The sequence below is a fragment of the Mitsuokella jalaludinii DSM 13811 genome, assembly GCF_000702905.1.
Taxonomy (GTDB): domain Bacteria; phylum Bacillota; class Negativicutes; order Selenomonadales; family Selenomonadaceae; genus Mitsuokella; species Mitsuokella jalaludinii.
On sequence record NZ_JNKR01000001.1, the window covers coordinates 300,031 to 327,027 of the forward strand.

General features: G+C 60.5%; 25 protein-coding genes. 1 reads left to right on the forward strand and 24 read right to left on the reverse strand.

Annotation, left to right across the window (positions count from 1 at the left end; genetic code table 11):
* Nucleotide 1: 1 nt before the first annotated feature.
* Nucleotides 2-1,504, reverse strand: coding sequence for a TolC family protein (locus T518_RS01390; protein ID WP_036374034.1), 1,503 nt, complete (start codon nucleotides 1,502-1,504; stop codon nucleotides 2-4).
* Nucleotides 1,505-1,639: 135 nt separating this feature from the next.
* Between T518_RS01390 and recQ the strand changes: the two genes are divergently transcribed.
* Nucleotides 1,640-3,424, forward strand: coding sequence for a DNA helicase RecQ (gene recQ, locus T518_RS01395; RefSeq protein WP_036374038.1), 1,785 nt, complete (start codon nucleotides 1,640-1,642; stop codon nucleotides 3,422-3,424).
* Nucleotides 3,425-3,508: 84 nt separating this feature from the next.
* Here the strand turns inward: recQ and T518_RS01400 are convergent, their stop codons facing one another.
* The 23 genes from T518_RS01400 to T518_RS01510 form a co-directional block, all read right to left on the reverse strand.
* Nucleotides 3,509-4,648, reverse strand: a complete 1,140-nt coding sequence (locus T518_RS01400; protein WP_036374041.1) for a S41 family peptidase — start codon at nucleotides 4,646-4,648, stop codon at nucleotides 3,509-3,511.
* 12 nt (nucleotides 4,649-4,660) lie between these two features.
* Nucleotides 4,661-5,776, reverse strand: coding sequence for a murein hydrolase activator EnvC family protein (locus T518_RS01405; RefSeq protein ID WP_036374043.1), 1,116 nt, complete (start codon nucleotides 5,774-5,776; stop codon nucleotides 4,661-4,663).
* Nucleotides 5,777-5,792: 16 nt separating this feature from the next.
* Nucleotides 5,793-6,680: a permease-like cell division protein FtsX gene (gene ftsX / locus T518_RS01410; RefSeq protein WP_036374045.1), complete on the reverse strand. Its 888-nt coding sequence runs from the start codon at nucleotides 6,678-6,680 to the stop codon at nucleotides 5,793-5,795.
* The gene (gene ftsE / locus T518_RS01415; protein WP_036374047.1) at nucleotides 6,670-7,356 is read right to left on the reverse strand and encodes a cell division ATP-binding protein FtsE; all 687 of its coding nucleotides are present in this window, start codon (nucleotides 7,354-7,356) and stop codon (nucleotides 6,670-6,672) included. Before ftsE ends, ftsX begins: the two co-directional genes overlap by 11 nt.
* Before the next feature lie 67 nt (nucleotides 7,357-7,423).
* Nucleotides 7,424-8,518: a polysaccharide pyruvyl transferase CsaB gene (gene csaB, locus T518_RS01420; RefSeq protein WP_036374050.1), complete on the reverse strand. Its 1,095-nt coding sequence runs from the start codon at nucleotides 8,516-8,518 to the stop codon at nucleotides 7,424-7,426.
* On the reverse strand, nucleotides 8,518-10,581 hold the full coding sequence (locus T518_RS12085; RefSeq protein ID WP_036374053.1) for a DUF5693 family protein: 2,064 nt from the start codon (nucleotides 10,579-10,581) through the stop codon (nucleotides 8,518-8,520). The genes csaB and T518_RS12085 overlap by 1 nt, the downstream gene beginning before the upstream one ends.
* A gap of 25 nt (nucleotides 10,582-10,606) precedes the next feature.
* Complete coding sequence (locus tag T518_RS01430) at nucleotides 10,607-11,278, reverse strand: LmeA family phospholipid-binding protein (protein WP_162177183.1); 672 nt, start codon at nucleotides 11,276-11,278, stop codon at nucleotides 10,607-10,609.
* A gap of 77 nt (nucleotides 11,279-11,355) precedes the next feature.
* On the reverse strand, nucleotides 11,356-12,462 hold the full coding sequence (gene prfB / locus T518_RS01435; protein ID WP_036374059.1) for a peptide chain release factor 2: 1,107 nt from the start codon (nucleotides 12,460-12,462) through the stop codon (nucleotides 11,356-11,358).
* An 81-nt stretch (nucleotides 12,463-12,543) separates the two neighbouring features.
* Nucleotides 12,544-15,186, reverse strand: coding sequence for a preprotein translocase subunit SecA (secA, locus tag T518_RS01440; protein WP_211248162.1), 2,643 nt, complete (start codon nucleotides 15,184-15,186; stop codon nucleotides 12,544-12,546).
* Between the two features lie 96 nt (nucleotides 15,187-15,282).
* Nucleotides 15,283-16,149, reverse strand: coding sequence for a ChbG/HpnK family deacetylase (locus tag T518_RS01445; protein WP_036374479.1), 867 nt, complete (start codon nucleotides 16,147-16,149; stop codon nucleotides 15,283-15,285).
* A 104-nt stretch (nucleotides 16,150-16,253) separates the two neighbouring features.
* Nucleotides 16,254-16,799: a ribosome hibernation-promoting factor, HPF/YfiA family gene (hpf, locus tag T518_RS01450; protein ID WP_036374065.1), complete on the reverse strand. Its 546-nt coding sequence runs from the start codon at nucleotides 16,797-16,799 to the stop codon at nucleotides 16,254-16,256.
* 274 nt (nucleotides 16,800-17,073) lie between these two features.
* Nucleotides 17,074-17,274, reverse strand: a complete 201-nt coding sequence (locus tag T518_RS01455; RefSeq protein ID WP_005841449.1) for a cold shock domain-containing protein — start codon at nucleotides 17,272-17,274, stop codon at nucleotides 17,074-17,076.
* Between the two features lie 197 nt (nucleotides 17,275-17,471).
* Nucleotides 17,472-18,191: an amino acid ABC transporter ATP-binding protein gene (locus T518_RS01460; RefSeq protein ID WP_036374071.1), complete on the reverse strand. Its 720-nt coding sequence runs from the start codon at nucleotides 18,189-18,191 to the stop codon at nucleotides 17,472-17,474.
* Nucleotides 18,178-18,843, reverse strand: coding sequence for an amino acid ABC transporter permease (locus T518_RS01465; RefSeq protein WP_036374074.1), 666 nt, complete (start codon nucleotides 18,841-18,843; stop codon nucleotides 18,178-18,180). Before T518_RS01465 ends, T518_RS01460 begins: the two co-directional genes overlap by 14 nt.
* Nucleotides 18,844-19,016: 173 nt before the next feature.
* A complete protein-coding gene (locus T518_RS01470; RefSeq protein ID WP_036374077.1) occupies nucleotides 19,017-19,802 on the reverse strand; it encodes a basic amino acid ABC transporter substrate-binding protein in 786 nt (261 codons plus the stop codon).
* 170 nt (nucleotides 19,803-19,972) lie between these two features.
* Nucleotides 19,973-20,260, reverse strand: coding sequence for a zinc-ribbon domain containing protein (locus tag T518_RS01475; protein ID WP_036374080.1), 288 nt, complete (start codon nucleotides 20,258-20,260; stop codon nucleotides 19,973-19,975).
* Between the two features lie 199 nt (nucleotides 20,261-20,459).
* A complete protein-coding gene (locus T518_RS01480) occupies nucleotides 20,460-22,559 on the reverse strand; it encodes a heavy metal translocating P-type ATPase (protein WP_036374083.1) in 2,100 nt (699 codons plus the stop codon).
* Nucleotides 22,556-23,209, reverse strand: a complete 654-nt coding sequence (locus T518_RS01485; RefSeq protein ID WP_036374086.1) for an HMA2 domain-containing protein — start codon at nucleotides 23,207-23,209, stop codon at nucleotides 22,556-22,558. The genes T518_RS01480 and T518_RS01485 overlap by 4 nt, the downstream gene beginning before the upstream one ends.
* 4 nt (nucleotides 23,210-23,213) lie before the next feature.
* Nucleotides 23,214-23,501: an HMA2 domain-containing protein gene (locus tag T518_RS01490; protein ID WP_404810287.1), complete on the reverse strand. Its 288-nt coding sequence runs from the start codon at nucleotides 23,499-23,501 to the stop codon at nucleotides 23,214-23,216.
* A gap of 100 nt (nucleotides 23,502-23,601) precedes the next feature.
* Nucleotides 23,602-23,808 carry a hypothetical protein gene (locus T518_RS01495; RefSeq protein WP_036374092.1) on the reverse strand — a complete coding sequence of 69 codons (207 nt, stop codon included), beginning with the start codon at nucleotides 23,806-23,808 and terminating at the stop codon, nucleotides 23,602-23,604.
* A 175-nt stretch (nucleotides 23,809-23,983) separates the two neighbouring features.
* Nucleotides 23,984-24,484, reverse strand: coding sequence for an acetolactate synthase small subunit (gene ilvN / locus T518_RS01500; protein WP_036374094.1), 501 nt, complete (start codon nucleotides 24,482-24,484; stop codon nucleotides 23,984-23,986).
* A gap of 33 nt (nucleotides 24,485-24,517) precedes the next feature.
* Nucleotides 24,518-26,203: a biosynthetic-type acetolactate synthase large subunit gene (gene ilvB, locus T518_RS01505; protein ID WP_036374097.1), complete on the reverse strand. Its 1,686-nt coding sequence runs from the start codon at nucleotides 26,201-26,203 to the stop codon at nucleotides 24,518-24,520.
* A gap of 136 nt (nucleotides 26,204-26,339) precedes the next feature.
* The gene (locus T518_RS01510; RefSeq protein ID WP_051652130.1) at nucleotides 26,340-26,996 is read right to left on the reverse strand and encodes a ComF family protein; all 657 of its coding nucleotides are present in this window, start codon (nucleotides 26,994-26,996) and stop codon (nucleotides 26,340-26,342) included.
* Nucleotide 26,997: the final 1 nt, after the last annotated feature.

Sequence of the window (26,997 nt, forward strand, 5' to 3'; positions counted from 1 at the left end):
TTCACTTCGTAATCTCTCCTTCTGCCAGGTCATGGATGACCTCGGCGGACGCATCGCTGGCCGCGGCTGCAGCTGCTTTCCTCTTGTCTGCCTTCTTGGCAAGCCCCTTCGTCTCTTTATCTACCCTGGCCTTGGCGTTCTCCGGCACGACGGGCTCCTGCAGCACGGCGCGCTCCGCCTGCTCAGCCGGCACCGCCGTCGCCGTCATCTTGGCCGCAGCCTCTTTCTCCCCATCCGTCAGGCCGATGCCCATGGCATTCTCGACCGTCGCCTTGTAGCGCGCGTAGTCGTACTCCGCGCTGATGTAGTTGAGGCGTGCCGTCGAGAGGGCTTCCTGTGCGTCGATGATGTCGAGCATCAGGCCCTCGCCGGCGCGGTACTTCTCGCGCGCGATGAAGTAGTCCTCCTCGGCCTGCTTGACGGCATCGCCCGTGGAGTTCAGCCGCTTCTCCGCCTCGCGCATGTTGTAGTAGGCCTGGCGCAGCGAGAGGTCGATGTCCTCCTGATCCTTCGTCAAAGTGAGCTTCGCCTTGTCGCGACTCGCTTCCGCCTGCTGGACCTTGGCGCGCGTCAGCCCGTTGTCCCAGAAGTTCCACGAGAGCGTCGCGCCCGCCGTGATGTCCGAATCAGAGCTCGTCGACGGCTTGAACGTATGCGACCAGCTCGGGCCGGCGCTCAGCGTCACGCTCGGGCCGAAGTCCGCCTTGGCCGCCTTGATGTCGTTCTCCGCCTGCTGGTACTTGTAGAGATCAATGAGGAGGTCCTTGCGATTCCGGTAGGCGTAGTCGATGCAGGCGTCCATGTCGATGTTGAACTGGTCGTAGGAGAAGTCCGACGTCAGGTTCAACGGCTCGCTGCGGTCGACGTTGAGGTAATTGCGCAGTGTGGCGAGGTTGACCTCGTAGCTGTTCTGCGCCTTGATGAGGTTCTGCGCCGCATTGCTGAGCTCGACGGACGAGCGGATGACATCGATGCGCGCCTTGGAGCCCGCCGCGTAGAGCTGGCTGACATTCGTGTAGTGGTCCTGGTACTTGTCGACCGTCTCCTGGCGCACATCGACCGTGCGGCGCGCCTCGAGCGCATCGTAATACGCCTTGATGACGTCGAGCTTGAGATTCTCGCGGCTGCGCTCCGTCGAGAGCTCCGCTGCCTTGAGGCCGAGCTCGCTGCTGTCGATTGCAGCCTCTGCCTTGCCGCTCGTGTAGATCGGGTACGATGCCGTGACGCCGATGCCATTCTCCGATTTCGTGTGGGACGAGCGGTGCAGCGTCGTATCGAGCGATTCATTTCCTGTGATCTTCAGGCCATTGTCGATCTTGGCCTGCTTGAGCGCCGCCTTTGCCACATCCTCATCCTTCTGCGTGATGCGCAGCCCCGTGTTCTGTGCAAGGGCCAGGTCGATGGCATCCTGCAGCGAGAGATCCGCGCAGGATGCCGTCGGCAGCCCGATGAGCATGGCAAAGGCGAGCAATGCGGCTCCCCTGCCGCACGATGTTCTCTTCATGTCTGTCCTCCCGTACTTCCCGATCTTATCTTTTATATCGATATCAAACAAATATAACAAATATATGGTAGAATAGAATTGCTATCATTATCCTATATATCGATTAAATGTCAATTAAGAAAGGAACTTGCCATCATGAACCCGTATCTTGACCAGGCACGCGAACTCCTCAGCCGCTTCTACGGCTACCGCGATTTCCGGCCTGCTCAGGTCCCCGTGATCGAGAGCCTGCTCGCCGGGCACGATGCGCTCGCCATCATGCCGACAGGCGCAGGCAAATCCATCTGCTTCCAGATCCCCGCGCTGATCTTCCCGGGACTCACGCTCGTCATCTCGCCACTGATCTCCCTGATGAAGGACCAGGTCGACGCGCTCGCCGAGCAGGGCATCCCCGCGACCTACATCAACAGCTCGCTCTCCCTCGCCGAATCCGACGCGCGTCTCTCTGCCATCGCCCAGGGACGCTACAAGCTCGTCTACGTCGCACCGGAGCGCCTCAGCACGAGCTACTTCCAGTACATCATCGACAAGCAGACCATCTCGATGGTCGCCGTCGACGAGGCCCACTGCCTCTCGCAGTGGGGTCACGACTTCCGGCCGAGCTACCAGGAGATCGCGCCGTTCATCGAGGCGCTGCCGTGCCGCCCGCTCGTCGCGGCCTTCACGGCGACGGCGACGCCAGAGGTGCGCGCGGACATCGTGCGCCTGCTCGGCCTGCAAGAACCGCGCGTCCACGTCACGGGCTTCGACCGGCCCAACCTCTACTTCGAGGTGCGCCGCGGCGAGAACAAGAAGGCCTTCATCGAGCGCTACCTAAAGGGTCACCCAGGTGACGCCGGCATCATCTACGCCGCGACGCGCAAGGATGTCGATGCGCTCTACAGCCTGCTCTTACGCAAGCACTTCGCCGTGGGCCGCTACCACGCGGGACTCAGTGACGAGGAGCGCGCGCGGGTGCAGGACGACTTCCTCTACGACAACTTGCAGGTCATCGTCGCGACGAACGCCTTCGGCATGGGCATCGACAAGAGCAATGTGCGCTTCGTCATCCACTACAGCATGCCCAAGAACATCGAGGCCTACTACCAGGAAGCGGGGCGCGCCGGGCGCGACGGCGAGCCAGGCGAGTGCATCCTGCTGTTCTCGCCGCAGGACACGCAGACGCAGAAGTACCTCATCGACATCTCGACCGAAGACGAGGCGCGCAAGCGCCACAACCTCGGGCGCCTGCAGAAGATGGTCGACTACTGCCACACGCCTGAGTGCCTGCGCCACTTCATCATCCAGTACTTCGGCGAGGAAGGTGCGCCATCATCGTGCGGAAATTGCAGCAACTGCAAGGCGGACCTGCAGGAGATCGACGTGACGGTCGACGCCCAGAAGGTCTTCTCCTGCGTCTACCGCATGCGCGAACGCTTCGGCCTGACACTCGTCGCCCAGGTCCTCAAAGGCTCGACCGACAAGCGCATCCTCTCGCTCCACCTCGACTCACTCTCCACCTACGGCCTCATGAAAGAGCGCAGTCTCGCTGACATCAAGCTGCTCATCCAGCGCTTCGTCGCGACGGACTACCTCGCCCTGACCGAGAGCAAGTACCCCGTCCTGACGCTGCAGCCTGCCGCCTACCCCGTCCTGCGCGGCCAGGCCAAGGTGATGCAGGCCGTGCCGAAGGAGGTCACGCGGCAGGCCGCGGCACCGGAACTCTTCGACCATCTGCGTGCGCTGCGCAAGGAGATTGCGCTGCGCGACCGCATCCCGCCCTACGTCGTCTTCTCAGACGCGACGCTCAAGGACATGTGCGCCGTCCTGCCGAAGACGCGCGAGGAGATGCTCACCGTCAAGGGCGTCGGCGAGCACAAGATGAAGAAGTACGGCGAATCATTCCTTCGCTGCATCGAAGAGCATCGTTCGAAAGACTGACCGGAAAGCGACAAGAGAAATAAAAAGCGCAATGCCACGATTGGCATTGCGCTTTTTTGATGCGATATATGAGGTGCGATGACATCACTGGAGTTTTTCCTTCAGGACTTCCTTGGCCTTCTCGAGCTGTACGTCCGTCGTCGCGCCCTCGGGCAGCTCCACTTCGACATCCGGCTCGATACCTGTGCCGTCGATGCAGCGGCCGCTCGGCGTGTAGTACTTCGCGATGGTCAGCTTGAGGCCGTCGTCATGAAGCATCGGCACGACGACCTGCACCGAGCCCTTGCCGTACGACTTCGTGCCGACGAGCGTCGCCGCGCCCGTGTCCTGCAGGGCGCCCGCGAGGATTTCCGAAGCGCTCGCGCTGTTGCCGTCAATCAAGACGACGATCGGGTACTTGCTCTCCTCGAGCTTCGACTCATGGACTTCCTTCGAGCCGTCGCGCTCGACAACCGAGACGATGGGTCCCTTCGGCACGACAAGGTTCGCAACCTCGACGCAGCTCGTGACGAGGCCGCCCGGGTTCTCGCGCAGATCGATGATGAGTCCCTTCATGCCCTGTTCAGCAAGCGATTCGTAGGCGGCCTTGAACTCCTTGCCCGTGTTCTCCGAGAACGAAGCGATGCGGATGTAGCCCATGCCGTCCTCGAGCATCGTGCCCTTGGCTGTATCGATCTTGATGGTCGCGCGCTCTATCGTGTAGTCCTTCGTCTCGTCGCCGCGCTTTATCGTCAGGACGACATCCGTGCCGACTTCGCCGCGGATATGCATCGCAACTTCCTCCGGCTGCATCTCCGAGACAGGCGTGCCGTCGACGGCCATGATCTCGTCGCCGGCCTCGAGGCCGGCGTTCTGCCCCGGCGTATCGTCGAGGACGGAGATGATCGTGACCTTGCTGTCCTTGAAGCCCATCGTCACGCCGATGCCGCCGAACTCGCCCTCCGTGTGCTCCTTGAGCTGCTCAAACTTGTCGGCATTCATGTAGATCGAGTGCGGGTCTCCGAGGGACTGCACCATGCCGGAGATGGCGCCGTCCATGAGCTTCGTCTCGTCGACATCCGACACGTAGCGCGTCTCGATGAAGCGTTTGACGCCGAGGAAGCGGACGATGTCCGCGACCTCACTGCTGTGGATGCCGAAGGCGAAGCTGAGGCCGGCAATCGTCAGGAAGGACGAGAGGACGGCCGTCACGATGACGCCGATGATGATTTTTTTCTTGCTCATGTTTACATCCTCTTAGAGATAGGAATACGGGCTGACGGGCTCGCCGTTCTGCCGCACTTCGAAATGACAGTGCGGCCCCGTGGAGTTGCCCGTCGAACCGCAGTAGGAAATGACCTGGCCCTGGCTCACGCTCTGCCCGGCACTGACCGCTAGGGACTGATTGTGCCCGTAGAGCGTCGTGATGCCGCCGCCGTGATTGATGATGACAGTGTTGCCATAGCCGGAAACCCAGCCCGCGTACTCAACCGTGCCACTCTGCGCCGCATGGATGGGCACGCCGTAATCGGCCCCGATGTCGACGCCGCTGTGGAACTTCTGCGTGCCCGTGATCGGGTGGACGCGCCAGCCGAATTCACTCGTCACGCTGCCGGACACCGGCCAGATCATCGCGCCGCTGCCCGAGGGTGCCGCACTGCCCATGCCGCGCTCCCGTATCATCTCGCCGACCTGCCGCGAGGCGCGCATGAGCTCCTCGTACTGCTGGTCGATGAGATCCTTATCGGTGCGCAGCCGCTCGATGAGCGCCTCGCGCCGCTTGACTTTCTCCTCCATGTCGGCGCGCGCGCGATGCGCCCGCTCCTCCTGCTCGGCCTGCGTCATCCGCTCCTTTGAGAGTTCGGCCTGCCGGAGCTCGATGCTGTCTTTCACCTCCTGCACGCCGTGCACGAGCGCGTAGTCCTGGCGGATGATGCGCTTCAGGAGGTCCATGCGCGTGAGGAAGTCCTGGAAGTCATGCGCGCCGAACAGCACGTCGAGATACGAGACCTGCCCGTTGATGTAGATGTCGCGCACGCGCCGACCTAGCTGCACCTGCTTCGCCTCGTAGTCCTGCTGCAGTGAGGCGAGCTCCGCCTCATTCTGCTTGAGGCGCGCGTCCGTCTCGTCGAGCTCCGCTTTGCGCGCCTCGTGCTCCTTGATGGCGGCATCGGCTGCCTCGTCGAGCACGCGCTTCTCGTCCGAGATGCTGTCGATCTTGCTCTGCAGCTCGTTGCTCTGCTTCAGCTTGGCCGCCGCCTGGCTCTCATAGCCGCCCTTGTCATCGGAAAGGGCCGCCGCCAGACTGACCGGCTCGAGCAGCAGAGAGAATGCGAGCATCAGGGATGCGGCTCTGCTGTATCGTTCCTTCATGCCATACACTCCTTCCTCATACCCGCAGGAAGCGTTTGAGCGAGATGACGGAGCCGATCGCGCCGATGACAATGCCCGCCAAGAGAATGGCCAGCGTCACATAGTTCATGAACGGGTACTGCGGCATCAGCGGGAAGAAGGCCAGTGTGCTGTAGATCTTGGCCGCCATCGCCGCGTAGAAGCTGCGCAGGGCGACGGCCGCGATACAGCCGCCGATGCAGCCGAGAACGACGCCCTCCAAGAGGAACGGCCAGCGGATGAACCAGTCCGTCGCGCCGACGTACTTCATGATGGCGATCTCCCTGCGCCGTGCAAAGACGGTCAGGCGGATCGTATTCGAGATGATGAAGAGCGTCGCGCCGCCCAGGAGTCCCATGAGGACGAAACCGAAGATACGCATGAGCCGCGTGATGTCGAAGAGGTGCTCGACGACATCCTGGCCGTACTTCGCTTCCTCCACGCCCTGCAGCGAGTCGATGGCCTCCGCCGCCGACTCGACGACAGATGGCGTCGTGACCGTCACCTCAAAGGCGTCGGGCAGCGGGTTGTCCTCTGAAAGCGCGTCGAGCAGGTACTTCTGGTCGCCGAGACGCTCCGCCAGGCGCGCCTTGGCCTCTTCGCGGTCGACATAAGTCACTGTGTCGATGCCCTGCAGCGACTCGATGTCGTAGCCGATTTGGCGCTTCTCGCGGTCCGTCAGATGGTCCTCGAGGTAGACGCTGATCTGCACCTGCGACTCGAGCATGCCGGCCAGGCGATTCATGTTGAGCACGAGGATCAGGAAGACACCGAGGACGAAGAGCGAGACGGCGACCGTGCCGATGGAGGCAAACGTCATCCAGTTGTTGCGCCGCAGCGAGTGGAATACCTCCTGGATGAAGTACTCTCCCGTCTTAAGCCTCATAGCCGTAGCCTCCTTTCGCCTCATCGCGCACGATGTGGCCGTCCTCGATGGCGATGACGCGGCGCTGCATCGTGTCGACGATGGTCTTGTCGTGCGTGGCCATCACGATGGTCGTCCCGGCGAGATTGATGCGGTTGAAGATGTCCATGATGTCCCAGCTCGTCTCCGGGTCGAGATTTCCCGTCGGCTCGTCGGCGATGACAATGGCCGGATCGTTGACGATGGCGCGGGCGATCGCGACGCGCTGCTGCTCGCCGCCTGAGAGCTGCGAGGGGAAGCAGCGGAACTTGTCGCGCAGGCCGACGACATCGAGCACGGCATTGACATTGCGCTGCATGAGGCGACGCGGCGCCTCGATGACCTGCATCGCAAAGGCGACGTTCTCGAAGACTGTCTTGTCGGGCAGCAGCCGGTAGTCCTGGAAGATGACGCCGAGGCCGCGGCGCAGGTACGGCACCTCGCTGCGCTTCATGTGGACGACGTCGCGCCCATTGACGAAGAGGCTGCCACTCGTCGGCAGCTCCTCGCGAAACAGCATCTTGATGAACGTCGACTTGCCGGCGCCGCTGGCACCGACGATGAATACGAAATCCCCCGCCTCGATATCGACGTTCACATGGTCGAGAGCCACCGCTCCATTTTCGTAGATTTTCGAGACGTCGCGCATATGGATCATGAGCTTCTCCTTCTTGTCGTGTATATCGTGGTGTGAAAAAGAGGACTCAGCGAGGAGTCCCCTTCTCTCAATGTCCTATGAGCTGCAGAGCGAGCTCTGCATTGCGTGCCGCCAGATCGCGGAGTTTGCCCAGAAGCTCTGCATTGCGCTTGCGGAACACCGCCTTGTCGTTCCACTTGCGGCGGATCTCGGCCATGAGCTCGTCAGCCGTGACGGTGTCGAGGCTGCCGACCGGCTTCTCCCCGATTGAGGAGAGGAAGCGGTCAATCTTCGGGTCATATGAGACGCCGATCATCGGCACGCCCATGACGCCGGCGAATATCAATGCGTGCAGGCGGATGGCCAGCATGAGGTCCATGTTGCCGACGAGCGAGAGGAACTCGCTCGTCGTGTACTCATCCTTGAGCACTGTGCAGGGCTCATGTGTGCGCTCCGCGATGGATTCCGCCGCATGAACATCCTCGGGGAACTGCATGGGAAGGAAGACGACGCGGGCCGAGAGCTCGCGCACGATGCGGTCCGCGACCTCCGCCATGACATCCTTGAAGCGCGTCTCGTGCTGCCAGTTGCGCACGGAGATGCCGACGACAGGTTCCGCGCCATCGGCGTGGTAGCGCCGGAAGATGGCGCGTCCTGCCTCCTTGTCGACCGGATGGATGGCAAGGACCGGGTCCGCCGTGCACTCGATCTTCGGCTTCGTGATGCCGAGCCGCGCGAGCTCTGCAAGAGAGCCCTGGTCGCGCACCGTGATGAGATCGACGCGGTTGCCGATCACGCGCATCGCAAACTCCGCGAGGCCGCCGATGATCGGGCCGATGCCCTGTGCGTAGAGCATGACCTTCTTGCGCATGATGACGGCCAGGAAGATGATGGCGAGATAGTAGTATAGGCTCCGGCGGCTCGTGACATTCTGCAGCAGGCTGCCGCCGCCGCTGATGAGCAGGTCGGCGCGCCAGAGCGCTTTGACGATAGAAGGAAGGCTGAGCCATGAGACGGATTCGACGCCATGGCGCGCACTCGTATCAGCAGGGCTTGCCGAGATCACCGTGATATGAAGTTTTGGGTCGAGATCACCGAGGACCTCCAGCATCGCGGCCAGCATCGCTTCATCGCCAGCATTCTTGGAGCCGTAGTAGCCCGATACGACAATCCTTCTCTCCATCAGTCTGCCTTACTCTCCTTTTTACCGGCCCTGGCCATGATAGCCTGCCAGAGCTCCACCAAAATCATCGCGACAGCGCCGATGCCGGCGCCGAGGACAATGCCCCCGATGCCGCGCATGAACGACATGTAGACCGGCGTGCGCATGTGCGCGAACGTCTCGACCATCGAGCCCTGCCCGATGGTCGCCACGAGTACGAGTGCGAAGAACACCATCGTCGGCCATTTGCGCAGCGCCGCCATCGCGGCGAGCATGAAGGCCGGATGGCCGATCATGAGCTCCTTCGTGCGCGGGCGCGCGTAGAAGGCCTGCTCAAGGAAAGCGCGGAAGCGCAGCTCCGTCTGCGAGACAGGCATGCCCGACGTATGGCCGCTGCGCGCGACGAAGACGACGCCGGCCACGAGCACGACGAGCATGACGAGCAACGTCTTGACCTTGACCGGCATGTCGAGGATGCGTCTGAGCTGCTCGACGACACCCTCCGTGTCATCCATGCGCCCATCGAAGATGTCGAAGCGCTGCAGGAAGGCAATGCCGACGAGGATGAGCGGCAGGACAAACGTCAGCTTGATGCCGCGGAAGATGTTGAATTCCAGGAAGTACTGGGTATCGGCGAGCGATGCCGAGAGGTACGCCGCGCCGATGTACGAGAGCGCACCCGTCACAAAGAGCGCGATGACCGCCGTCACGATGAGGCGCGGCAGCACGATGCGCTCCTTCTCTTTGTAGGCGCGCACGCGGTCGAGCTGGAAGATGACCGCGATGGCCGGGAAGACATTCGCGCTGGCGAGCGCCGCGACGACGCGGATCTTCGAGCCGTTGCCCATGAGGACCGGCACAGCCGCGAGGAGACCGAAGACGACGAAGAGGATGTACTGATAGCGCGTGCGCGCGTTGAGGCGCGGGATCACGAGCGAGAGATAGAGCACGACGGCTGCCGCGACGCCGAGCATGACGAGCGCGCGCAGGACCTTCGAGGCATCGTAGACCGCAAAGGTGCCGGCCTTGCCGATCGTATAGCCATGTGCCACGAGCTTGTCATGCGTCTCCTGGAAGTACTTCATGTTCGTTTCCATGAGGCTCATGTTCGGCGACGGCTTGTCGTAGATGCGCAACAGGTCGATGCGGATGTTGCGCTCCTCGTCCGTATTGGACCAGCGCTCGACAGCCGTGTCGATCTTGAGCTTCGGCTGCTCATCCTTCGGGATGGAGTAGAGGCGGGCGACGTGGTCGTAGCCGAGCCCCTTCGCGAGCTCCTCCATGCCATCCTGCTTGTAGAACTGCAGCTGGGTGACGGCCTCGATGAGGCCGAGGTTGATGCCGCGCGCCTTCATCTCGTCGATCGTCGTCTGCAGGGCCTTCGGCGCACCGAGCGTCTGCTGGCCGGAGAAGACGATCTCCGACACATCGAAGCCATCGAGGCGCGCGAAGACAGCCTTGACGTCGTCCGGTGTGCAGTCCTCGTAGTTGCTCGGGCGCGCGAGGACGTGGAAGCCCGCATCGTTGACGGCCTTCATCTCGTCAGTCGGCATGCCGAGGTTCATCTTGAGGAAGGAATCGTAGTGCGCCTTTACGGCGAGGACTTCCTCCCCGCCGACCTGCAGGGCCGTCACGCGGTCGCTGCCGAGGCGGCGCAAGAGATCTTCCTTGACTTCTCGATAGGTCTGTGGATCGTGACCGACGACGTAGACTTCCTTGCCGTCAATCTTGCCAGAGGCCACGAGCTGGCGCCAGGCAGGGTCCTCGAGCGTCCCAGCATGGTAACTCTCGAGGATCTTGCTGCCGTCGATTGCCGCAGCCTTGCCGTTGTCGTTGAGCTTCTTGAAGGTTGTCTCGTAGACAGCCAGCGAAGTGATGCCCGCCTCTTTCGCCTTCTCGAGCACGACGCGCTCCGGCAGTCCCTCGCGCTGCGCAAGCTCCTGCAGTCCCTCGTAATCGATGGCGAGGTCGACCTGGCGGTTCGCGCGCTCCACAGCATGGCGCTGGAAGCCGATGGCCAGTGCCGCCAGGAGGCCGATCACGATGACCAGCACGAGCCAGCGATTGTACTTGAATCCCTTCATCTAATCCACCTTATCTCAAAAACCATTATTCTTCACCAGCACGGACGATGACACTGCCCTCCTGCTGGTCCACCGAGACGACGCGCATCTTGAGCGGCAGCTGCTCCGGCTTCACGAGCGCGATGCGCCCGAGACTATCACCGAGGCGCGCCGTGCCGAAAGGCGAGTTCTGTATGTCGAACTGGTCCGTGTCGAAGTACAGCGTCCCGTCATCCGCCACGATGTGGCCGACGAGCGAGAGCTGCGCCTTGTGCCCCAAGAGGTTCGTATCAGCCGTCACGAGGACGTTGTCATCCGTGATGTGCACCTCGACATTGTCCGCTTTGTTGATCTTGCGGGCCAGCGCTTCGCGCAGGCCGTTCTCGTCAAACATGGCCGTCAGGTCGAGTGCCTCGGCCTGCTCGAGCGCGAGCCGTCCCGCCGTGAAGGAGCTCATGTCGAGCACGGCCTTGCGGCCGGAAAGCGCCATCTCGTGGACGCGCAGCTGGCCGACCTGGCCATCCTTGACCGTGACCGAGAGGCTGTCCGTCCGCCCGAGCAGCAGCATGAGCCGCGGCGAGGCGGAGAGCTCCACATCGACATGCGGCGTCGAGAACTTCTGGGAGAGCCTGCTCTCTAGGGCGCTCTCGACGACCGTCGGCAGCAAGAGCTCTCCGAGCACGATTAATATTATGAAGAACAAGCCCGTAATAGTCAAGGCTTTTCGCAATTTCATCACCTGCCAATGGAACAAGGAGTCAGAAGCACTGCTCCTGACTCCTCTGCAAACAAGACTCAGATTTCATGATTCGCTTTCGCTGCGAGGAAGGCGCGGATGAACATATCGATATCGCCATCCATGACGGCCTGGACATTGCCCGTCTCGACGTTCGTGCGGTGGTCCTTGACCATCGTGTACGGCTGGAAGACGTAGGAGCGAATCTGGCTGCCCCACTCGATCTTCTGCTGGTCGCCCTCGAGCTTCGCGAGCTCAGCTTCCTTCTTCTCCATCTCGAGCTCAAAGAGCTTCGCGCGCAGCATCTTGAGGCACTGCTCGCGGTTCTGGAGCTGGGAGCGCTCATTCTGGCACTGCACGACGATGCCCGTCGGCTCGTGCGTCATGCGGACGGCCGACGACGTTTTGTTGATGTGCTGGCCGCCAGCGCCCGACGCGCGGTACGTGTCGACGCGGACATCCGACATGTTGATGTTGACCTCGACATTGTCATCGATCTCCGGCATGATGTCGCAGGCCGCGAACGACGTGTGGCGGCGCGCCTGCGCGTCAAACGGAGAGATGCGCACGAGGCGATGGATGCCCTTCTCCGACTTGAGGAAGCCGTAGGCATTATGGCCCTTGATGAAGAGCGTTGCGCTCTTGACGCCGGCCTCATCGCCCGGCAGCAGGTCAGCCGTCTCGACCGTGAAGCCGTGGCGCTCCGCCCAGCGGCCGTACATGCGCAGGAGCATCTGCGTCCAGTCCTGTGCTTCCGTTCCGCCCGCACCAGCGTGCAGCGTCAGAATGGCATTGTTGGCATCGTACGGGCCGGAGAGCAGGACCTCAAGCTGCAGAGCCTCGAGGCCTTCAGCAACAGATGCGAGCTCCGCCTTGACGTCATCTTCCATGCTCTCATCCTGCTCTTCCATGCCCATCTCCCAGAGTGTCTGGGCATCCTCGAACTTGCTGACGAGGTTCTTGTACTTGTCGACGCTGATCTTGACGTCATTGAGTTCCTGGTTGATCTTCTGGGCCTTCTCTGCATCGTCCCAGAACGTCGGTTCACCCATCTTGTATTCGAGCTCGGCAATCTTCTCTTCCTTCGCCGGGACCTCGAGCGATTCGCCCATCTGGTCCAGCTTCGTCTTGAGTTCGCCAAGCTGCGGTTTGATATCTTCGAGCATAATATCCTTTCCTCTTCGTGATCTATATCCATCGCGATGCGCTGCATTCGCTGCATTGCATCATTCCCCTATCATTTATCGTCATTCATCTTTGCCGCAGCAGTTCTTGTACTTCTTGCCGCTGCCGCACGGGCACGGGTCGTTGCGTCCGACCTTCTTGCCGTCCTTCGTCACAGGCTTCTTCTTGACTTCAGCCGCGCTGACCTCATCACCATGCGAAGCCTGTGCGTTCTGCAGGTGATCCTGCAGCTGCGACTTCTGCTTCTTGATGATCGCTTCCATCTTGGCCTTGTCCTGCTCCGAAGCGGGAGCTTCCTGTGCAGCAGGCTGCTGTGCTGCGGCCTGCTTTGCGGTGGCTTCCTGCTGCTGCTCCGGCGTGATGATGCTCACATGGTACATCAGCGAAGCGATCTGGTCCTGGATGTCGGCTTCCATCTCCTCGAACATGTCGAGCGCCTCGATCTTGTACTCGACGAGCGGGTTGCGCTGACCGTAAGCGCGTAGGTTGATGCCGTCGCGCAGCATATCCATGTGGTCGAGGTGCTCCATCCACTTCTTGTCGACGACGCGCAGCATGACGACCTTCTCGAGCTCGCGCATGTTCTCCTCGCCAAAGAGCAGCTCGCGGTTGTGGTAGCCCTCCTCGGCGAGCTTCTCGAGGCATTCCTGGAGCTCGTCGCGGCTCATCGCCGCAAGCTCTTCCTTCTTGAGGCGGCCCTGCGGCGCGTAGATCTTCTCCGCGTCCTCGATGAGCCCATCGAGCTGCCACTCCTCCGGGTAGAGCTGCGCGTTCGCGTACTGGTCCATCTCCGCGCGGATGATGTGCTTGACCATGCCCATGATGTTCTCGCGCAGGTTCTCGCCGAAGAGGATCTTGCGGCGCTCGCCGTACATGACCTCGCGCTGCTGGTTCATGACGTCATCGTACTCGAGGACGTGCTTGCGGATGTCGAAGTTGCGCGCCTCGACCTTCTTCTGCGCGTGCTCGATAGAGTTCGTGATGAGCTTGTGCTCGATCGGTTCGTCCTCGTCCATGCCGAGCTTGTCCATGATGCCCGAGATGCGGTCCGAGGCGAAGAGCCGCAGCAGGTCATCCTCGAGCGACAGGTAGAAGCGCGAAGCGCCCGGGTCGCCCTGACGGCCGGCGCGGCCGCGCAGCTGGTTGTCGATGCGGCGTGACTCATGGCGCTCTGTGCCGATGATGAAGAGGCCGCCGAGTTCCGGCACGCCCTCGCCGAGCTTGATATCCGTACCGCGGCCTGCCATGTTCGTCGCAATCGTCACGGCGCCCTTCTGGCCGGCGCCTGCAATGATCTCGGCTTCCTTCTCGTGGAATTTCGCGTTGAGCACGTTGTGCGGGATGCCGTTCTTCTTGAGGATGGCGCTGAGCTCTTCCGACTGCGTGATCGACGTCGTGCCGATGAGTACCGGCTGCCCCTTCGCGTGCAGCGAGGTGACGGCGCGTCCTACAGCTTTGTACTTCGCGCGCTTCGTCTTGAAGATGAGGTCCGGGTAGTCCTTGCGGATGACCGGCTTGTTCGTCGGCACGACGATGACCGGCAGATTGTAGATCTTGAGGAACTCGTCTTCCTCCGTCTTGGCCGTGCCCGTCATGCCGCCGAGCTTGTCGTACATGCGGAAGTAGTTCTGGAATGTGATCGTCGCGAGCGTCTGGCTCTCGCGCTGGATCTTCACACCTTCCTTCGCCTCAATGGCCTGGTGCAGGCCGTCCGAGTAGCGGCGGCCCTCCATGAGGCGGCCCGTGAATTCATCGACGATGATGATCTCGCCGTTGCGCACGACGTAGTCGCGGTCGCGCTTCATCAGGGCCTTGGCGCGCAGCGCTGCCGTGAAGCAATGCGAGAGCTCGATGTTCTCCGGAGCGTAGAGGTTGTTGATGCCGAGGATCTTCTCGACCTTCGGGATCGTGTTGTCGGCCGGCGCGACCGTCTTCTGCTTCTCGTCGACCGTGTAGTCGATGCCTTCCTTGAGGCCGGCGACAGCCTTGGCCATGACGGCATACATGTCCGTCGACTTGGCGCCAGGGCCCGAGATAATGAGAGGCGTGCGCGCCTCGTCGATGAGGATCGAGTCGACCTCATCGACGATGGCGTAGTGGAGCTTGCGCTGGACCATCTGCTCCGGGTAGATGACCATGTTGTCGCGCAGGTAGTCGAAGCCGAACTCGTTGTTCGTGCCGAAGGTGACATCGCGGCTATACGCGAACTTGCGCTCCGGGAAGTCCATGTCGTGCACGACGAGGCCGACCGTCAGTCCGAGGTAGCGGTAGAGGCGGCCCATGTCCTCACTGTCGCGGCGGGCCAGGTAGTCGTTGACCGTGACCATGTGGACACCCTCGCCCGTCAGGGCGTTGAGGTAGACCGGCAGCGTCGCGACGAGCGTCTTGCCTTCGCCCGTGCGCATCTCAGCGATCTTGCCCTCGTGCAGGCACATGCCGCCGATGAGCTGAACGTCGAAGTGGCGCATGCCGAGCACGCGGCGCGAACCCTCGCGGACGACAGCAAAAGCTTCGGGCAGGATATCGTCAAGCGTCTCACCATTCGCGAGGCGCTCACGGAACTTGTTGGTGTATCCCGTCAGCTTGTCATCCGTGAGAGCCTGCATCTGCGGCTCCAGTGCATTAATCTTCTCGACCACCTTGCGATAGCGGGCAATCTCTTTATCGTTATTGTCACCTAAGAATCTCTTGATGAATCCCAGCAACCAAATCACTCCTTACTGCGTATAGGAACGCCTCTTGCGCGCCCAGTCCCCGATAGTTAACCTACCTTACAATATTATCAGACTGACCTTTAGAAGTCAATTTCCCCTTTGCGCCGCCGCGCCTTTGAGATGACGGAAGTTGACTGGCTCGATCTCTTCTTCCCGCAAGGCCGCCATGACGCGCGGCGAGGTGATGGCGCGCAGCTCTTCTTCAAAGTCATGCTGCCATCCGCTGTCTTCCTGCAGCACTTCATTGCAGGTGCCCGGATGCATCATGACCTCCGTCGTGCCCTGCGGCAGATGCGCGATGAGCTTGAGTAGCTCCGCCTCACTGACGGCCTCGCCCGCCACGATGCCCGCAAAGTGCTCCGTCACCGCGAGCCCCCGGCGATGCGCCTTAACGGCGGCGAGCTGTGCCAGCGTGCTGAGCCCGAGCCGTCCGACAAGCTGCCCGAGGCCGCCGAACGCACCGGCAAAGAGCGGCGTGCGCGGCGCGCGCACCGCCCCGATGCGCGCGCTTACCGCGAGGTCCAGCACGATGTCGATGATGCCGGGCAGCGTGTGCATATGCTGATGGCTGTCCACATGCGAGATGGGCACGCCCGTCGCCTCGACCTTCCGAAGCTGTGCAGCGAGTTCCCGGCGCACCTCTTCGAGGTTGACGCCGCCCTTCAGGTAGCGCCTCAAAAGCGCTGTGTGGTCGGGCAGGAAGCGGCCATCCTCTGCCACGAGCGAAGGGATCTCTGACGGCGGCAGGATGGGATTGCCGTCTACGAGCGTGAAGTGCACACCGAGCCCGAGCGCTTCGTGGCGGCGCGCGATGTCGATGGCCCCCGCAAAGGCGGCGCCGCCCGGCATGACGGTCGCCGAGCGCAGGCAGCCATGCACAAGCCCCTGCTCCACCGCCCGGTTGATCTCCGCATGGCGGCCAAAGTCGTCGGCATTGATGATGATGTATCGCAAGACAGGCACCTCTTTCTTGTACATTCGTCCTTATCTCTCTGTGAATGGCATGGAAAAAGGAGCCTGTGAACAGGCTCCTCTCGTTTCAGTCTCGCTGCATGCAATCAGTTATTCGACTCAATGAGGCCGTAATTGCCATCATTGCGGCGGTAGACAACATTGACAGCCTCTGTCTCCGAATCGCGGAAAACGAAGAAATTGTGGTTCAGGAGGTTCATCTCCATGATGGCTTCCTGGACATCCATCGGCTTGACGATGAAGTGTTTCGTCTTAACGACCTTATAGGTATCGCTCTCATCGTGTACATCCGGCAGCGGGCTCGACTTGAGCTCCTCCGTCTTAAACTGACCGGAACGCAGGCGGCGCGAGAGTTTCGTCTTCTGTTTATGGATCTGACGCTCGAGTTTCTCGACGACAAGGTCGATGGACGTGTACATATCCATCGTCGACTCCTCGCCGCGCAGCAGGATGCCACCGGGGATCGGGACAGTGACTTCTACGATGTGACGCCCCTTCGAAACGGTCAGCAGAACCTTGATGTCGCCGACGGACTCAAAGTATTTCGTGACTTTGCCAACGCGTTTCTCCACGTACTCACGCAGGGAAGGAGTGATCTCGATGTTCTTGCCTCTTACAGTGAATGTTGCCATACGACACATCCCCTTTCTTATTTCTATGCCGACGAACGGCACAAGTGATCGAGTAAAGCAGAGCGCTGGATGTTACACTTTCTTCAGATAATCCATTCATCCTGACGTCTTCTGTTTATATTGATAGTATTCGCCAAAGCCGCAGGAAACCCTTCTTCCAAATCAGGAAAATCGAATTATTTTATTGAGGATCTGGCCGCAAGGGAAGGCGAACATGCCAGGATACAAGAAAAGCCAGGTCCTTTACCGGGACCTGGCTCCTTTTCATCCGTTCTTATGCCGTCTTGATGACGTTGGCAGCCTGCGGGCCACGCGCACCTTCGACAATCTCGAACTCGACATCCTGACCCTCATTGAGCGTCTTGAACCCTTCGTCCTGGATTGCAGAGAAGTGAACGAAAACATCATCCCCGCCTTCGCGAGCGATGAAGCCGTAGCCTTTCTCAGGACTGAACCATTTTACCTTGCCAACCATAATGATTCCTCCTAGCGTAACGAAAACCTATCAGGTTGCTAAAACATCCTGACTCACTCTCGATTATACTGAGTCGCTACGAGGTTGTCAATGAGATTGTTCCCTGTTAACACAACTGTACTGGGAGAAGACTATCATCCCTCCAACTTGATGGGACGGGGTTGCCAAAGGCCATCGCACACCATAGGAATCCGAGATCAGAGGACTTTCGAGAGGAAGAGGCGCGTGCGTTCCTCCTGCGGATGCTCGAAGACTTCCTTCGGATCGCCCTGCTCGATGATGCGTCCATCATCGACGAAGAGCAGGCGGTCGCCGACTTCGCGGGCAAAGCCCATCTCGTGCGTGACGATGACCATCGTCATGCCCTCTTCGGCGAGCTTGCGCATGACGTCGAGTACCTCGCCGACCATCTCCGGGTCGAGAGCCGACGTCGGCTCATCGAACAGCATGACCTTCGGCTTCATCGCCAGAGCGCGTGCGATGGCGACGCGCTGCTGCTGGCCGCCTGAGAGCTGGCTCGGGTATGCATCCGCCTTGTCGGCCAGGCCGACGCGCGCGAGCAGCTTGCGCGCCGTGTCCTCGGCCTCCGCCTTCGTGATGTGGCGCACCTTGATTGGCGCCAGCATGATGTTGTCGAGGACCGTCATGTGCGGGAAGAGGTTGAAGCGCTGGAAGACCATGCCAACTTCCTCGCGCACCTTGTTGATGTTGGCCTCGCCGTCAAGCACGATGCCATCGACGCTGACCTTGCCGGACGTCGGCTCCTCGAGGTAGTTCATGCAGCGCAGCAGCGTGCTCTTGCCCGAACCGGACGGGCCGATGATGACGACGACTTCCTTCTCCTTGATCGTGAGGTCGATGCCCTTGAGCACCTCGACGTCGCCAAATGATTTTCTCAGATTCTCAATGTCGATCATCCGTCTTGTATCTCCTCTCCAGATATGCTACGAAGCGGGAAATCGTCAGCGTCATGGCCAGGTAGATGACCGCAACGCTGATCCAGATCTCCAGCGAACCATACGTCTTAGCGATGATCAGCTGGCCGCGGCGCGTGAGTTCCTCGAAGCCGATGACGGAGACGAGGGACGAGTCCTTCAACAGGGCGATGAACTCATTGCCGAGCGGCGGGATGACGCGCTTGAAAGCCTGCGGCACGATGATGTAGCGCATCGTCTGCACCCAGGTCATGCCGAGGGAGCGGCCGGCCTCCATCTGGCCCTTGTCAATCGACTGAATGCCAGCGCGGAAGATCTCCGCCACGTAAGCACCCGAGTTGATGCCGCAGGAGCCGATGGCCGCGACGAACGGGTCGACACGCTGGCCCGTGATGACCGGCAGCGCGAAGTAGACCAGGAAGATCTGCACGAGGAGCGGCGTGCCGCGGAAGAAATCGACGTAGATTGCCGCGAGGACGCGCAGGATCTTGATGCGCGAGATGCGCGCGATGCCGACAAAGAGGCCGATGACCACACCGAGGGCTACCGAGAGGGCTGTGATCTTGATCGTGACGCCCGCGCCCACGAGCAGGAGCGGGAAGGAATTCACGACCAAATCGAAGTTAAACTGCATTTGCTTTCACCTTACCATTGGGATTCATAATTATTCATCATCATCAATTGGAAAAACCTGTCTACTATTATATTTCCTGCCCCTGTTCCTGTCAACGGATTGTCGGTGCATTGTCAGCAGGAAAGCAAAACACCACGCCGAAAGCGTGGTGTTTCTTTATGCAGGTTCCGTGATTATTTCTGACCACCGAACCATTTTGCGTAGATCTTGTCGTACTCGCCGTTCTCTTTGAGCTTCTTGAGTGCTTCGTTGATCTTGGACTGCAGTTCCGTGTTGTCCTTCGCCATGGCGATGCCGTAATCCTCAGCCGTCAGCTTCTCTTCGAGTGCCTTGACACCCGTCTCGCCGCTCTTCGTGATGTAGTAGTCATTGACCGGGCGGTCGTTGACGACGGCATCGACACCGTTGCCCTTGAGCTCCATGAAGCAGTCAGCCGGCGTGTTGAGTTCCTTAACCTCTACGCCGCCGAGCTTCTTGACAGCCTCAGCGCTCGTCGTGCCAATCTGGACAGCGACCTTGTGGCCCTTGAGGTCCTGGAAGCTCTTGATGGCCTGCTCATCCGAGCGGACGACCATCGTCAGGCCGGACTGGTAGTACGGGTCAGAGAAGAGCACATTTTCCTTGCGCTCGTCGTTGATCGTCATGCCCGAGATGATGACATCGATGTTCTTGGCCTGCATAGCCGGGATCAGGCCATCAAAGCCGATGTTCTGGATCTCGACCTCATAGCCCATCTCCTTGCCGATGGCACGGATCAGGTCCATATCGAAGCCCTGGTATTCCTTCTGGCCTTCATCCTGGAACTCGAACGGCGCAAAGTCGATGGACGAACCGACCTTGAGCACCTTGGCACTCGAGCCGCTGCCCGACGATGCCGAGTTGCTGCCGCCGCAGCCAGCCAGTGCAAACGTCGCAAAGACGCAGGCTGCCAGAAGGACGAATAACTTCTTGAATTTCATAAAGATTCCTCTCCCTCCATAGCTTTTCAAGCTTTTCATAACTCTTCATGGATTCTTTCAGAGAATGAGGCCCGGAAATGGATCCGGGCCTCGTCGCTCTCACGCGATTCATTATACCATAATCGCGTATATCATGCCAGTCTCACGAAAAAATTTCGACCGACTGCCTCTCAGTGCTGTGCCTTTCTCTTGCTGAAGCAATCGCGGCAGTACACCGGGCGGTCGTTCTTCGGTTCGAACGGAACTTCCGTCTCTTTACCGCACTCTGCACAGACGACCTTGTACATCTGGCGCTGCTCGCCGCCCTCGCGGCTGCGGCGGCGCTTGTCGCGACAATCACGGCAGCGAGCCGGTTCGTTCTCGAAGCCCTTCTCAGCGTAGAATTCCTGTTCACCGGCGGTGAAGATGAACTCCTTGCCACATTCTTTGCACGTGAGTGTCTTGTCCTGGAAAGCCATAAGATAATCCCCTTACTGAAAAATAGAATAACGCATCAGATGTCCGGTTCCCTCAATGCAGTCAATGCAGATATACGAAGAAAATAGAACGTCTATAAGATAGTATATAGGCAAAGTCCGTAAAGTGCAAGTAATTTTTATTTCAAGAGTTTTCTGCCAGTATCGCGCAACAAAAAAGCTGGGGAATCCCAGCTTTTTGTCAGGCAGCCCTGCGGCGCAGCCGGCTCTTTCTCTGCGGACGCAGGATCCGGCAGCTGTTGAGCACAACGGCCAGGGTTGCCGTGTTGTGGATGACAGCCGCCCAGAGCGGATTGATCTTGCCAAGCGCACCGAGCAGCATGGCGCCGCTGTTGACGAGGATCGTCGCCATGAAGTTCTGCTGGACGAGATCCATCGTGCGGCGGCCGAGCTGCAGCGCCTCCATGAGGCGCGACGGATCTTCCGAGTGGATCGTGACGGCCGACGATTCCGCCGCGATATCCGTCTGGCGCCCGCCCAGCGACACGCCGACATCCGCAAAGGCCAGCGCCGGCGCATCGTTGATGCCGTCGCCGACCATCATGACCGTGCCGCGCTGCTTGAGCTTATTGACGTAGCTCGACTTGTCCTCCGGCAGGATCTCCGCATGGTACGAGTCGATATCCATGCTGCGCGCGACTTCCTGTGCCACGGCCTTGCTATCGCCCGTCAGCATGACGATCTCGTCGATGCCATAACGGCGCATCTGGTTGAGTGTCTTCTTCATCTTCGGGCGGATTGGGTCCTCAATGCCGATGACGCCGATGAGCTTCTCGTCGCGGGCGACGTAGAGGAGGTTCTTGCCGAGCAGTCCCGCATCGAGCTGCGCATCATCCGCGATGCCGTTCTCCCGCAGGAATTTCTTGCTGCCGACGCGGATGACGCCTCCCGGGAAGCCGTCAAAATCAGGGACTTCCGCCTGCATGCCGCGCGCCACGATGGTCTTGGAGCTTTTGTGGTGCGGCGTCTGCCAATCGTGCTCCTTGACGTACTTCTGGATGGCGACAGCCAGCGGGTGGACCGAGTGCAGTTCCGCCGAAGCGGCGAGCAACACCGTTTCCTTCTCCGTCACGCCGCCCGCCGTCTTGACGAAAGCGATCTGCGGCACGCCGACCGTCAGTGTGCCCGTCTTGTCGAGCACGACCGTATCCGTCTCGGCCAGGGCTTCAATGTAATTGCCGCCCTTGACCAGGATGCCGCGCTTGGCCGCAGCGCCGATGGCCGCCGAGATGGCCGTCGCCGTCGAGAGCTTGAGGCCGCAGGAGAAGTCGATGAACAGGAGGTTCAGCACACGCTGCCAGTCTCTCGTCGCGCCGTAGACGATGGCCGCACCTAGGAATGAGATTGGCACGAGAAAGTTCGCCATCTGGTCGGCGAAGTTCTGCACGGGTGCCTTGCGCGTCTGTGCCTCCTCGACGAGGTGGACGATATGCGCGAGGCTTGTATCCTTGCCCACCTTCTCGACCGCGATGACGAGCTCGCCCGCCTCAACGACGGAGCCCGCATAGACGGGCATCCCCTTGTGCTTCATGGCCGGATTCGATTCACCCGTGATCGATGACTGGTTGATGGCGGCATCGCCGCGGATAATGCGGCCGTCGATAACGATCTTCTCGCCCGTATGCGCGGCGATGATGTCGCCGGCCTTGACCTGCTCGACCGGCACCTTGCGCTCCACCTCGCCATCGACGAGCCAGACATAGCGCTGGTCGAGGGACAACAAGCCAGAGATCTGCGTGCGGGCGCGCTCGGCCGCATAGCTCGTGAGCATCTCCGCACCATTCGAGATGGCGAGCAGCGTCAGGCTCGATTCCGGCTTGCCGGCGAGCACCGAGGCGATGACGGCCGTAGCCGTCAGTGTGTCGGCATTCGGGCGGTGTTCCTTGACCATGCCCTGCACGCCGTTCTGGATGAACTTGCGCGCGATGGCGAGCACCAGCAGGCTGCGCACGACCTTCATGCTCCAGAAGAGCTGCGGCGACGTGCGCTTCAAGACCTCCATGCCGGCAAAGCTGGCTAGTGAGAAGATCGCATCACGGCGGTATCCCGCCAGGCGTTCCGAAGGCGTCACAGCGGCTTCCTGCACGCGCCGCACTGTCGCGATGGCCAGCTTCTGGATCTCGCGGATGGGCAGTGCCTCCCGATACCATATCTGGACGCGCTTATCCGCAACTGTCACCGCCCGGACCGCGCGGAACCGGCGGATCTTTGCAGCCAGCATCGCGCTCTCTTCGCGCGGCAATGCGGTCTGCAGATGAAGATAACAGCTCCCATACATCATACTGTACGCCATCCTCTCATCAACGACAGAGCCCACCAGAGCATCTGCGCTCCCGATGGGGAAGAATACGTCATGAGCACCTTGCGCAGGCCGCGCAGCGCAAAGAGCAGCGAGACGAGCGAGCTCATGTCGAACCAGCCAGCCGTGTGGCGGTTGATCCAGGCCGAGAACGCGCGGCCGGTATTGCGCACGCTGCGCGTGACCCTGCCGGCATGCGACTCATCCGGCGACGAAGCGGCCTCATCCTCCTCCAAGGCGGAAGAAGCGAAAAGGTGTTCTTTCATCCAGGCAGCCAGGCCATCGACGCGCAAATTGTCTTTCTCATCGAACTCGATGAGGATGCTGCCACTCACCGCATTGACTTTGACGCACTTGACAAAATCCATCGCCGCGAGGCGCTCTTCCAGTAGAGACGCAATCGACGGCGCGATGCGGGCCGCACGGTAGCGGCGGCGCCCCGGCAGCGTCGACACGAGCGCAAAGGACGGCGCGCCTCCAACGGCCGCCGCCTGTCGCGGCAGATTAGCTGCCCTGCCGCGACGTCCCACAGCAGGATTGTCGGATGGAGCTGCAGCGGAAGAGCCGCCGAACATCTGCCGGATGCTCTTGCCGATTGCCGCCCCCATCATGAAACCAGATACGTATGACATTAAGTTACCTCCTTGCATGCGCCATGATATATTCTTCGACCTTGCGCAGGTCGGGATTCCGCCTGAGCGTCTCCGGCTCATAGTGGATGAGGATCGAGCCTGTGACGATGCTCGTCTCCACGCGCGTGAGCTCTGGGAACGCACAAAGCTCACGCTGCACCTGGCGCTCGAGCTCCAGGTTGCCCCGGAGCTTCTGGCTGCGCAGGCGGATGCGCCCAGGCAGATATGAAGCGATCTCGACAGAACGGATGAATAGGTCCAGTTTATTCGTAGGGATCTGCAGACTTCCCATGAGATTCAAGATAGTTCCTCCCTTGACGTATGACAGAATATCATTTACAGAAAGAGACTGCCAAAAGTCTTGGCAGTCTCCCCCCTCATTCTGCAAGAAATCAGTTCTTCTTTGCCTGCTGGGCTGCGATGAGGTCCTCGAGTTCTTCTTTCTGGCGCTGGAGCTCAGCAAGAGGAATCTCGCCTGCCGGTGCAGCCGGCTGCATAGCTGCCATCTGCTGCTCGCGCTCCTGCATGAAGCGGTAGCCAAAGATGCCAGCCACAGCACCTACTGCGAGGCCAATCCAAAAGTCGGTTTTCTGGAACATCGTATCCATCCTCCTTTTCGTTTCTGATAGGCTGTGCTGCCCATCGCTGGAACAAGACAGATGTCTTGCTTTTTTATCTTATCACTAATGGGAATCATTGTCAAAGAATATAAAAATCACGCATGCCTCAGATGAAGCATGCGTGATCTTTATCCTGAATGGCTTTCTCAGCCAATCACATCTTCTTGACAGGGATTGGGCCGCGGGAGAGCGCAATGGCTCCCGTGCGGGCAATCTCGATGATGCCGTACTCCTGCAGGACCTCGCAGAGCGCGTCGATCTTGCTCTGTGCGCCTGTGAGCTCGATGACGATGTCTTCCGGCGTGACATCGACGATGTTCGCGCGGAAGATGTTGACAACGTTGATGATATCGCTGCGCGTCTCGCGCGTTGCCGCGACCTTGATGAGCACGAGCTCGCGCTCGATCGCATCCTCCTCACTGAGGTTGACGATCTTGATGACGTCGATGAGCTTGCTGAGCTGCTGGATGACCTGGTCCAGCTCGCCCTCCGACTCAACAGAGACGACGATGTTGATGCGCGTGACATCCGGCTCTTCCGTATAGCCGGCCGAGATGCTCTCGATATTGAAGGCACGCCGGCTGATGAGGCCCGACACATGCGTCAGGACGCCCGGTTTGTTGTCGACCAGCACGGCAAGCAGGTATTTCTTCATCTTTTTTCCTCCTACACCCAACTACGCGAAATCTCAGAGATAGCCGAGAACCATCTGGTCCAGGCGCTTGCCGCCCGGCACCATCGGCAGGACGTCTTCCTCCTCGGGGATGACGACATCGATGAGCACGGCGCCCTTTTCCGCCAGGATCTCCGGCAGGCGCGTCTCGAGTTCCTCTTTCTTCGTCAGGCGGTAGCCCTTGACGCCCATGGCCTCCGCGAGCTTGACGAGATCCGTCTTGCCCTTGAGCTCCGACTGCGAGTAGTGGTGGTTGTAGAAGAGGCGCTGCCACTGGCCGACCATGCCGAGGATCTCGTTGCGGATGACGACGACCTTGACGTCGATGTCGTTGTCAGCAAGCGTCGCGAATTCCTGGCAGTTCATCATGATGCTGCCGTCGCCCGTGAAGAGGACGACAGGGGAATCCGGACAGCCGATCTTGGCACCCATCGCGGCCGGCAGGCCGTAGCCCATCGTGCCCTGGCCGCCGGACGTCAGGAAGTGGCGCGGCTTGTAGACCTTGAAGAACTGTGCCGCCCACATCTGGTGCTGGCCGACATCCGTCACGCCGATTGCATCGCGGCCCATGAGGCTGCTGACCTTGCTGATGAGTGCGCCCGGCTTGATGGCATCGCCTTCCTCGCGATAGCCGAACGGATGCTTTGCCTCGAGCTCGAGCGCATGCTCGAGCCACGGAGCGAACTTAGAGGCAAAGTCATCCTCGCACGCATTGAGCTTGTCGCGCAGGAGGGGCAGCGACCAGCTGAGGTCGCCGAGCACGCTGTAGTCGGCCTTGACGTTCTTGTTGATCTCAGCGCGGTCAATCTCGAAGTGGACGACCTTCGCGTGCGGCGCGAACTCATCGACCTTGCCCGTCACACGGTCGCTGAAGCGCATGCCGATGCAGAGTAGAAGGTCGCATTCCTGAATGGCCATGTTGGCACCGTACGAGCCGTGCATGCCCGCAAAGCTCAGATAGCCCTTCTCGTCGGCCGGGATGGCGCCAAGGCCGAGCAGCGTTGTCGTGCTCGGCACACCGAGGCGGCGCACGATGTCGCGCATTGGCTCTGAGGTATCCGAGAGGATGATGCCGCCGCCCGCAAAGACGAGCGGCTTCTTGGCCGCGCGGATGGCCTCGACGACAGCGTCAATCTCGCTCTCGTCGCCGATGTTCTCACCGCTGTAGCCGCGCAGGTGCACCGCCTCCGGATACGAGTAGTCGAATTTCGTGTCAAAGACATCCTTGGCCACGTCGACGACGACCGGGCCAGGACGGCCTGTGCGGGCGATGTAGAACGCCTCCTTGAGCACGCGCGGCAGGTCCTCGACCTTCTTGACGAGATAATTGTGCTTCGTGATTGGCGTCGTGATGCCGCAAACATCGGCCTCCTGGAACGAGTCCTTGCCGATATAGGGATTCGCCACCTGTCCCGTGATGCAGACGAGCGGGACCGAATCCGTGTAAGCCGTCGAGATGCCCGTGGCGAGGTTTGTCGCACCAGGGCCGGACGTCGCAAAGACGACACCGACCTTGCCCGTCGCGCGCGCATAGCCGTCCGCCGCATGGACAGCGCCCTGCTCATGGCGCGTCAGGATGTGCGGGAATTTCATTTTATAGACAGCATCGTAGAGCGTGAGCACCGCGCCGCCGGGGTAACCGAATACGACGTCCACGCCTTCATTCTTCAGGCTCGTGAGCACAGCCTCTGCACCATTCATCAACAAGTGAAAGCCCCCTTATATCTTGAATTCAACAAATGACCAATTGAAAATGGGATTCTTTAATTATACAACAGGAGTATACAATATTACAACCGAAATAGCCAAGTTTTCTCAGAATGGAATCCCATGCCACTCAGCGATGGTCGCTGGCAAAGACGAGCGCATCGACGCGCGCAGCCCCGGCTTGGCACAGGACAGCAGCACAGCCAGAGAGCGTCGCGCCCGTCGTCAGGATGTCGTCGAGCAGCAGGATGTGCTTCCCCCGGACGTCTGCGCCTGAGGCCAGAGAGAACGCGCCCTGAAGACTCTTCCTCCGCTCCTGCCGCGCCATCTTGTAGAGTGGCTCCGTCTTGCGCGTGCGCACGAGGGCCTGCTCCATGGTGATGCCGTGTGCGCTGAGCCATTCCCCGAAAATCAGCTCGACCTGATTGAAGCCGCGCTGGCGATAGCGCGCTTCATGCAGCGGCACCGGCACAGCGACGTCGACGCCCTCAGGCAGCACGAAGCTGCTCGCCTGCAGGAACGAAGCAATGCACGGCAGGGCGCTGCGCTTCTTCCTGTACTTGAGCGCATGGATCAGGCTGCGCAGGCCGCCGCGGTAAATGCCGAGCGCCCATACCGCCCCGATGAACCGCTGCGATAGAGCGGGCAGCAGGATGGCATGAGGCTGCTGCGCCTCCTTCATGCAGGCGGGGCACCAGTCGCCGAGCTGCTCGACGTAAGCGCGGCAGACCGGGCAGCGCGGCGGGAAGAGAAAGTCCAGGACAGACTGGATAACACCCTTTCCCATC